Genomic DNA, 6,012 nt, shown 5'->3' with positions numbered 1-6,012 from the left:
AATCTTGGCGCAAACCTGAGGCAGCAGAAAATTCGCGCAACCATCAGGTGCGCCGATGCGGATCGTGCCGCTAAACTCGCTGCCCGACGCGCTGCCCCCCGCCATGAGATCGCTCGCTGCGCCCATCGCCTGCTCCGCTTGCTCTGCCAACGGCAACAGCCGCGTGCCTGCCGCGCTCAGCTCATATCCAAAAGGAGATTTGGCAAAAAGCGCAGTGCCCATGCGCTGCTCAAGCCGCGCGATGCGCCGCCCGACAGTCGCGGGATCAATACGCAATTGCTTACTTGCGGCAGACAGGCTCTGCCCGCGTGCGACACCCAAAAAGATGCGCAGATCGTCCCAATTTGGCGCCATGTCACCCCCTTTGCGTTTTTGCAAAACCTTTTGGAGTAATTGCACCTAGTCACCGCATTTTTGCAAGAGTAAGCTTTCGTCAATTCATCGGTTCACAGTCTCAAAGGATCAAGCCATGCAAGAACTCACGCACTACATTGGCGGCGAGCACGTCAAAGGCACATCTGGCCGCTTCTCAGATGTCTACAACCCAGCCACAGGCGAAGTTCAGGCAAAATGCCCACTTGCCAGCGCCGAAGAGATGGCAAATGCCGTCGCAATCGCTGCTGAAGCACAGCCAGCATGGGCCGCGACCAACCCGCAGCGCCGCGCACGCGTATTGATGGCCTTTGTCGGCCTCTTGAACCGCGACATGGACAAGCTTGCCGAAGCGCTGTCCCGTGAGCACGGCAAAACTTTCCCAGATGCCAAGGGCGACATCCAACGTGGTCTCGAAGTTGTGGAATACTGCATCGGCGCGCCGCAAATGCTCAAAGGCGAATACACCGATGGCGCGGGTCCGGGCATCGACATCTATTCCATGCGTCAGGCACTCGGTGTCACAGCAGGCATCACGCCCTTTAACTTCCCAGCGATGATCCCAATGTGGATGTTCGCCCCAGCGATCGCTTGTGGCAACTCTTTCATCCTGAAGCCATCCGAGCGTGATCCATCCGTTCCTTTGATGCTCGCTGAGCTGCTTGAAGAAGCGGGCCTGCCAAAGGGCATCATCCAAGTCGTTAACGGCGATAAAGAAGCGGTTGACGCAATCCTGCACGACGAGATCATCCAATCCGTCGGCTTCGTTGGCTCTACCCCTATCGCGGAATACATCTATGCGACGGGCTGCGCGAACGGCAAACGCGTTCAGTGCTTCGGCGGCGCGAAGAACCACATGATCATCATGCCGGATGCGGACATCGAACAAGCCGCTGATGCGCTTGTTGGCGCGGGTTACGGCGCGGCTGGCGAGCGCTGCATGGCGATCTCTGTTGCGGTTCCTGTCGGCGAAGAAACCGCTGACAAACTGATCGAGGCGCTGATCCCACGCGTTGAAGCGCTCAAGGTCGGTCCCTACACCTCAGGCGATGATGTGGACTACGGCCCTGTTGTCACTGCGGCTGCGAAAGAGAACATTCTTGGTCTCGTAAAAACGGGCATCGATCAAGGTGCGAAACTTGTTGTCGATGGTCGCGATTTCAGCCTTCAAGGCTATGAAGACGGCTTCTTCGTCGGTGCGCACCTCTTTGATAACGTCACGCCTGATATGGATATCTATAAGAAAGAGATCTTCGGCCCAGTTCTATCCACTGTTCGTGCTGGCTCTTATGAGGAAGCGCTGCAACTAGCGATGGATCATGAGTACGGCAACGGCACCGCGATCTTTACCCGTGACGGCGACGCGGCCCGTGATTTCGCTAACCGCGTTAATGTGGGCATGGTCGGCGTGAACGTTCCGATCCCTGTGCCATTGGCCTACCACACATTTGGTGGCTGGAAGAAATCTGTCTTTGGCGATTTGAACCAGCACGGTCCAGATGCGTTCAAGTTCTACACACGCACGAAGACAGTGACCTCGCGCTGGCCATCAGGCATCAAGCAAGGCGGCGAGTTCAACTTCAAGCCGATGGACTAAACAAAAACGCGCGCGCTGATTTTTCGGCGCGCGCTTTTCTCTACCTGTCTTTTTCGTTGAAAGAGTGATCAGTCAAATTCAGTCGTCGCCGTTATTCGCCAGTCACGCTCGAATAACTCGATTGACCTTCGCCCCGCAGCCCCGCCCAGAACCCTTGAGCAATGCCAAGCGCACGGATACCGCGATGATAGTTATAGCGTCCCAAAATGGGCCACAAAGCGATCCGAACGGCACCAGACAGCCCTTTGGACACGATCTGCGCCGCCGCGCTCAGACGCGCTTTGCTCGGATTGGCGGCTGTCATCAACTTGAATTTCGTTATGCTTTGAGCGCGCGCACGCTCAGCGATGTAGCTGGTCGTCAACCGCGCGCTCGGCGTTTCTTCGGTAACGATCGCAGAAGGCACCCAAGCGAGGCGCAAGCCCGCCGTATGAGCGCGCCGCGACAGATCGGTATCTTCGCCTCCGCTCATGCCATACGCGGCATCAAAACGCAGATCGGCCGCCTCAAGAGCTGCCAAATCAGCGATCCAATTGTTGGTCGCCAAATCAAACCGTTTGCCCGCAGCCATAGCCGCCGCCTTGGCCGCATTGCTGACCGAGGCCGCGCGCTCAAGATAGGCCAGAACATCAGCCTCACTGTCAGAGCAGCCCATGGGCGGAGCAATCGGAACAACAGGGCCACCGGCGAGTTGCGCGCCCGCATCTTTGGCACCAGCCCAAAGCAGGCGCAGCCAATCGTGGCGCACTTGTTCATCGTCATCAACAAAAGCCAGCCAATCGGCCCCATCTTCGCGCGCTGTGCTCAAAGCCGCATTTCGCGCGTGCGAAATTCCAAGCGTAGGTTCATGCGCCGCTTTTGCAGGCCATCCAGTGCGTTTGTGAAAGTCATCGACCAAATTCGCAATCGACAGTTGAACATCATTTTCCACGAAGACAAAGCTGAGCTCAGCCCCCTGTGGCACGTCCAAAGCCTGCAAGGACTGCAGCAAGTCCGCAAACATACGCGGACGCGCGCGGGTGCAAGCCGCAATTGTAATGCGCGTAACGATGCGCTCCATGATATCCGCCCCAGATTGGTCAGAAAACTTACTCACGCCGACCACAGAATAACAACGCAAGTCGCGACGTCAGCCAACCGATTGCTGAGCAAGTGTTGCCCTAACGCCGCCAAACCCGCACATATCACCAATTTTCGCGTCCCAACTTTGAGAAGCTGCTCCCCATGAATGACATCCTAATCCGTAAAAACGCACGCGCTGGCCATATCACTCTGAACCGCCCTTCAGCGCTGAATGCGCTTACCTATGATATGCTCACCGCGATTGAGGACGCACTAAGCACTTGGGCCAATGATCCAGAAATCGCACTCGTTCTGGTTGATGCACTGGGCGAAAAAGCGTTTTGCGCGGGCGGCGATATTGCCGATCTTTATAAAACAGGTCGCGCTGGCGATTTCGCGTATGGGCAAGGGTTTTGGCGCGATGAATATCGCCTGAACGCGATGATTTCCGAGTACGAAAAGCCAATCGTGAGCTTCTTGCAAGGGTTCACAATGGGCGGCGGCGTGGGTGTGGGCTGCCATGCTTCGCACCGGATCGTGGGTGAAAGCAGCCGCATCGCTATGCCGGAATGCGGCATCGGATTGGTGCCGGATGTGGGCGGCTCAATGTTGTTGGCCAATGCCCCCAAACGCTTGGGCGAATACTTAGGCCTGACCACATCACGCATGGGTCCGGGGGATGCGATCTTTGCAGGGTTTGCGGACAAATTCATCCCTGAGAGTGAATGGGATGCGCTGAAAGCGGCCCTCGCGCACAGTGGTGATATCGCGCTGATCGAAACCACCGCGCGCCCCGCGCCTAAAGCGGATCTTGAGCAAAACCTTGACAGCATGAGCGCGCTTTTTGGCGGTGAAAGCCTGAATGACATCTGCACGAACTTGCGATCAGATGCATCTGAATTTGCAGAAAAATCTTTGAAATCACTCTCACGCAATTCACCGTTGGCGATGGCCTGTACAGTCGAAATGCTACACCGCTTGCGCGGCAGTCGCGACATTAAACGCGCATTGGAACTTGAGTACCGTTTCACCGCCCGCGCGATGGAGCATGGTGATTTTCTCGAAGGCATCCGCGCCGCTATCATCGACAAAGATCGCAGCCCAAACTGGAAGCATCTCTTGGACAAAGTGCCGCCTGTCGATGTTTCTTTCATGCTGCGCCCGCTTGGCAAAGACAAACTGACATTTGAGGAGGAAAACAAAGCTATGAATATCGGTTTCATTGGACTTGGGAATATGGGCGGCCCAATGGCGGCCAATCTCGCCGCCGCAGGCCACAACGTTAAAGGATTTGACGTTGCAGGCACCAGCGCGACAGGCGTGAACAATGTGCAAAGCGCAGCTGAAGCCGCGCAAGACGTGGATGTGCTGATCACGATGCTGCCCAACGGCGCGATCCTGAAATCAGTCGCGGATGAGGTCATTCCAGCCCTGAACAAAGGCGCAGCCTTACTTGATTGCTCAACGGTCGATGTACAAAGCGCGCGCGACGTGGCCGCACAATGCGAAGAGGCCGGCATTCTTGCGCTCGACGCGCCTGTGTCAGGCGGCATTGGCGGCGCGGCTGGCGGCACGCTCACCTTTATGGTTGGCGGCTCTGATGAAGGCTTTAACAAAGCCCTGCCCCTCTTTGAAATCATGGGACAAAAATCTGTTCACTGTGGACCATCGGGCAATGGTCAGGCCGCGAAAATCTGCAACAATATGATCCTTGGTGTGACCATGATTGCAACTTGCGAATCCTTTGCGCTTGCGGACAAGCTTGGCCTTGATCGCCAAAAGATGTTCGACGTTGTCAGCACCTCTTCTGGCTACAGCTGGTCCATGAATGCCTATTGCCCTGCGCCCGGCGTTGGCCCCACATCCCCTGCGGACAACAACTATGAACCTGGCTTTGCGTCAGAGCTGATGCTGAAAGACTTGCGCTTGTCCCAAGAAGCCGCCATCGCGGCAAATGCGGACACGCCGATGGGTGCGATGGCGCAGGCGCTCTATGCGCAGTTCGTTGAAGACGAAGATGGCCTTGGCAAGGATTTCAGCGCCATGTTGCCAAAGTTTGAAAAAAGCGAACGTCCATAACGCCCGTTATGTGACAAGGTCACCGAAACTTACGCCGCGCGCAGGTATTGATCTGCGTGTGGCTAGAATTGGAGTTTCTCATGACCAAGAATGTAGGCGGCATTGACCGCATTTTGCGTATCGTTATCGGCGCTGCGTTGATCGCAGGGTTCTTTCTCAATCCCCAAGGCAGCTATCGCTGGTTATACCTCATTGGTATTGTGCCTTTGGCGACCGGTCTGATGAGCAGTTGCCTGCTCTATCGCCTAGTTGGCGTCAGCACCTGCAAGATAAAGTAGGTCGACGTAGGGTGCGTGTTATCACGCACCTTACCCCCTTAATCGCGCGCCCGAAGCATCGAAAGGCGGTTCGCTTAAAATGACCGCACGATGAGGTTGCCCGAGCACCATCACCTCTACTTCGTCACCAGCCTGCGCATCTTTCACAAAACCAAGCGCGAGGCTCATGCCCACGGTGTAGCCATATGTGCCCGACGTGACGCGCCCGATCCCCTTTCCATCCTTGAAGATCGGCTCACCGCCTGTCGCATCCGCGCCTGAGGCCGTGACATCAGCGTCTTGCAAATGCAGTAAAACCAAATGCTCGCGCGCATCGCGTGCCAAGGTCTGGGCGAGCGCTTCTTTATTCAGAAAATCCTTGTCCATCTTGCAAAGACGATCCAGAGCGACCTCTTGCGGATAGTATTCTGGACTGTATTCTCGGCTCCAAGACCCGTACCCTTTTTCAACCCGCAAGCTCATCAAGGCGCGTCCGCCAACTGGCCCCGCGCCAAAGTCTTTGCCAACCTCTAGCAAGGCTTCATAGAGCCGCGCTTGGTCCGCTTCAGCGCAGTGCAGCTCCCACCCGAGATCGCCAGTAAAGCTCACGCGCAACGCCAGAACATCGACACCCGCCAGTTCGAT

General features: G+C 56.3%; 6 protein-coding genes. 3 read left to right on the top strand and 3 right to left on the bottom strand.

All coding sequences use genetic code 11. From position 1 onward, the window contains the following. A partial coding sequence (locus tag ABJQ89_RS12515) for a LysR family transcriptional regulator (RefSeq protein ID WP_348496566.1) occupies nt 1–354 on the bottom strand: 354 nt, incomplete at its 3' end. Between the two features lie 115 nt (nt 355–469). Between ABJQ89_RS12515 and ABJQ89_RS12510 the strand changes: the two genes are divergently transcribed. Continuing rightward, entirely contained in the window at nt 470–1,969 is a 1,500-nt protein-coding gene (locus tag ABJQ89_RS12510) for a CoA-acylating methylmalonate-semialdehyde dehydrogenase (RefSeq protein WP_348496565.1), read from the top strand. A 91-nt stretch (nt 1,970–2,060) separates the two neighbouring features. Here ABJQ89_RS12510 and ABJQ89_RS12505 read toward each other — a convergent pair whose 3' ends face one another. After that, nucleotides 2,061–3,065 (bottom strand): glycosyltransferase, encoded by a 1,005-nt coding sequence (locus ABJQ89_RS12505; RefSeq protein WP_348496564.1) that lies wholly within the window; start codon nt 3,063–3,065, stop codon nt 2,061–2,063. Nucleotides 3,066–3,193: 128 nt separating this feature from the next. On the opposite strand from ABJQ89_RS12505, the gene mmsB reads away from it, so the two are divergent. Both mmsB and ABJQ89_RS12495 read left to right on the top strand, forming a co-directional pair. Then, nucleotides 3,194–5,110 carry a 3-hydroxyisobutyrate dehydrogenase gene (gene mmsB, locus ABJQ89_RS12500; RefSeq protein WP_348496563.1) on the top strand — a complete coding sequence of 639 codons (1,917 nt, stop codon included), beginning with the start codon at nt 3,194–3,196 and terminating at the stop codon, nt 5,108–5,110. A gap of 80 nt (nt 5,111–5,190) precedes the next feature. Beyond that, a complete protein-coding gene (locus ABJQ89_RS12495; protein WP_348496562.1) occupies nt 5,191–5,388 on the top strand; it encodes a DUF2892 domain-containing protein in 198 nt (65 codons plus the stop codon). Between the two features lie 30 nt (nt 5,389–5,418). Here the strand turns inward: ABJQ89_RS12495 and ABJQ89_RS12490 are convergent. Beyond that, on the bottom strand, nt 5,419–6,012 hold a 594-nt coding region (locus ABJQ89_RS12490; protein WP_348496561.1), incomplete at its 5' end, for a glycine cleavage T C-terminal barrel domain-containing protein.

The sequence above is a fragment of the Planktotalea sp. genome (assembly GCF_039984035.1).
Taxonomy (GTDB): domain Bacteria; phylum Pseudomonadota; class Alphaproteobacteria; order Rhodobacterales; family Rhodobacteraceae; genus Planktotalea.
The sequence above is the reverse complement of the archived record's forward strand: the minus strand, read 5'-3'. Positions and strand labels throughout refer to the sequence as shown.

What these genes read in the sequence shown, in the direction of transcription:
- mmsB (WP_348496563.1), top strand. Translation starts at nt 3,194, where the DNA reads ATGAATGACATCCTAATCCGTAAAAACGCACGCGCTGGCCATATCACT.
- ABJQ89_RS12510 (WP_348496565.1), top strand. Translation starts at nt 470, where the DNA reads ATGCAAGAACTCACGCACTACATTGGCGGCGAGCACGTCAAAGGCACA.
- ABJQ89_RS12495 (WP_348496562.1), top strand. Translation starts at nt 5,191, where the DNA reads ATGACCAAGAATGTAGGCGGCATTGACCGCATTTTGCGTATCGTTATC.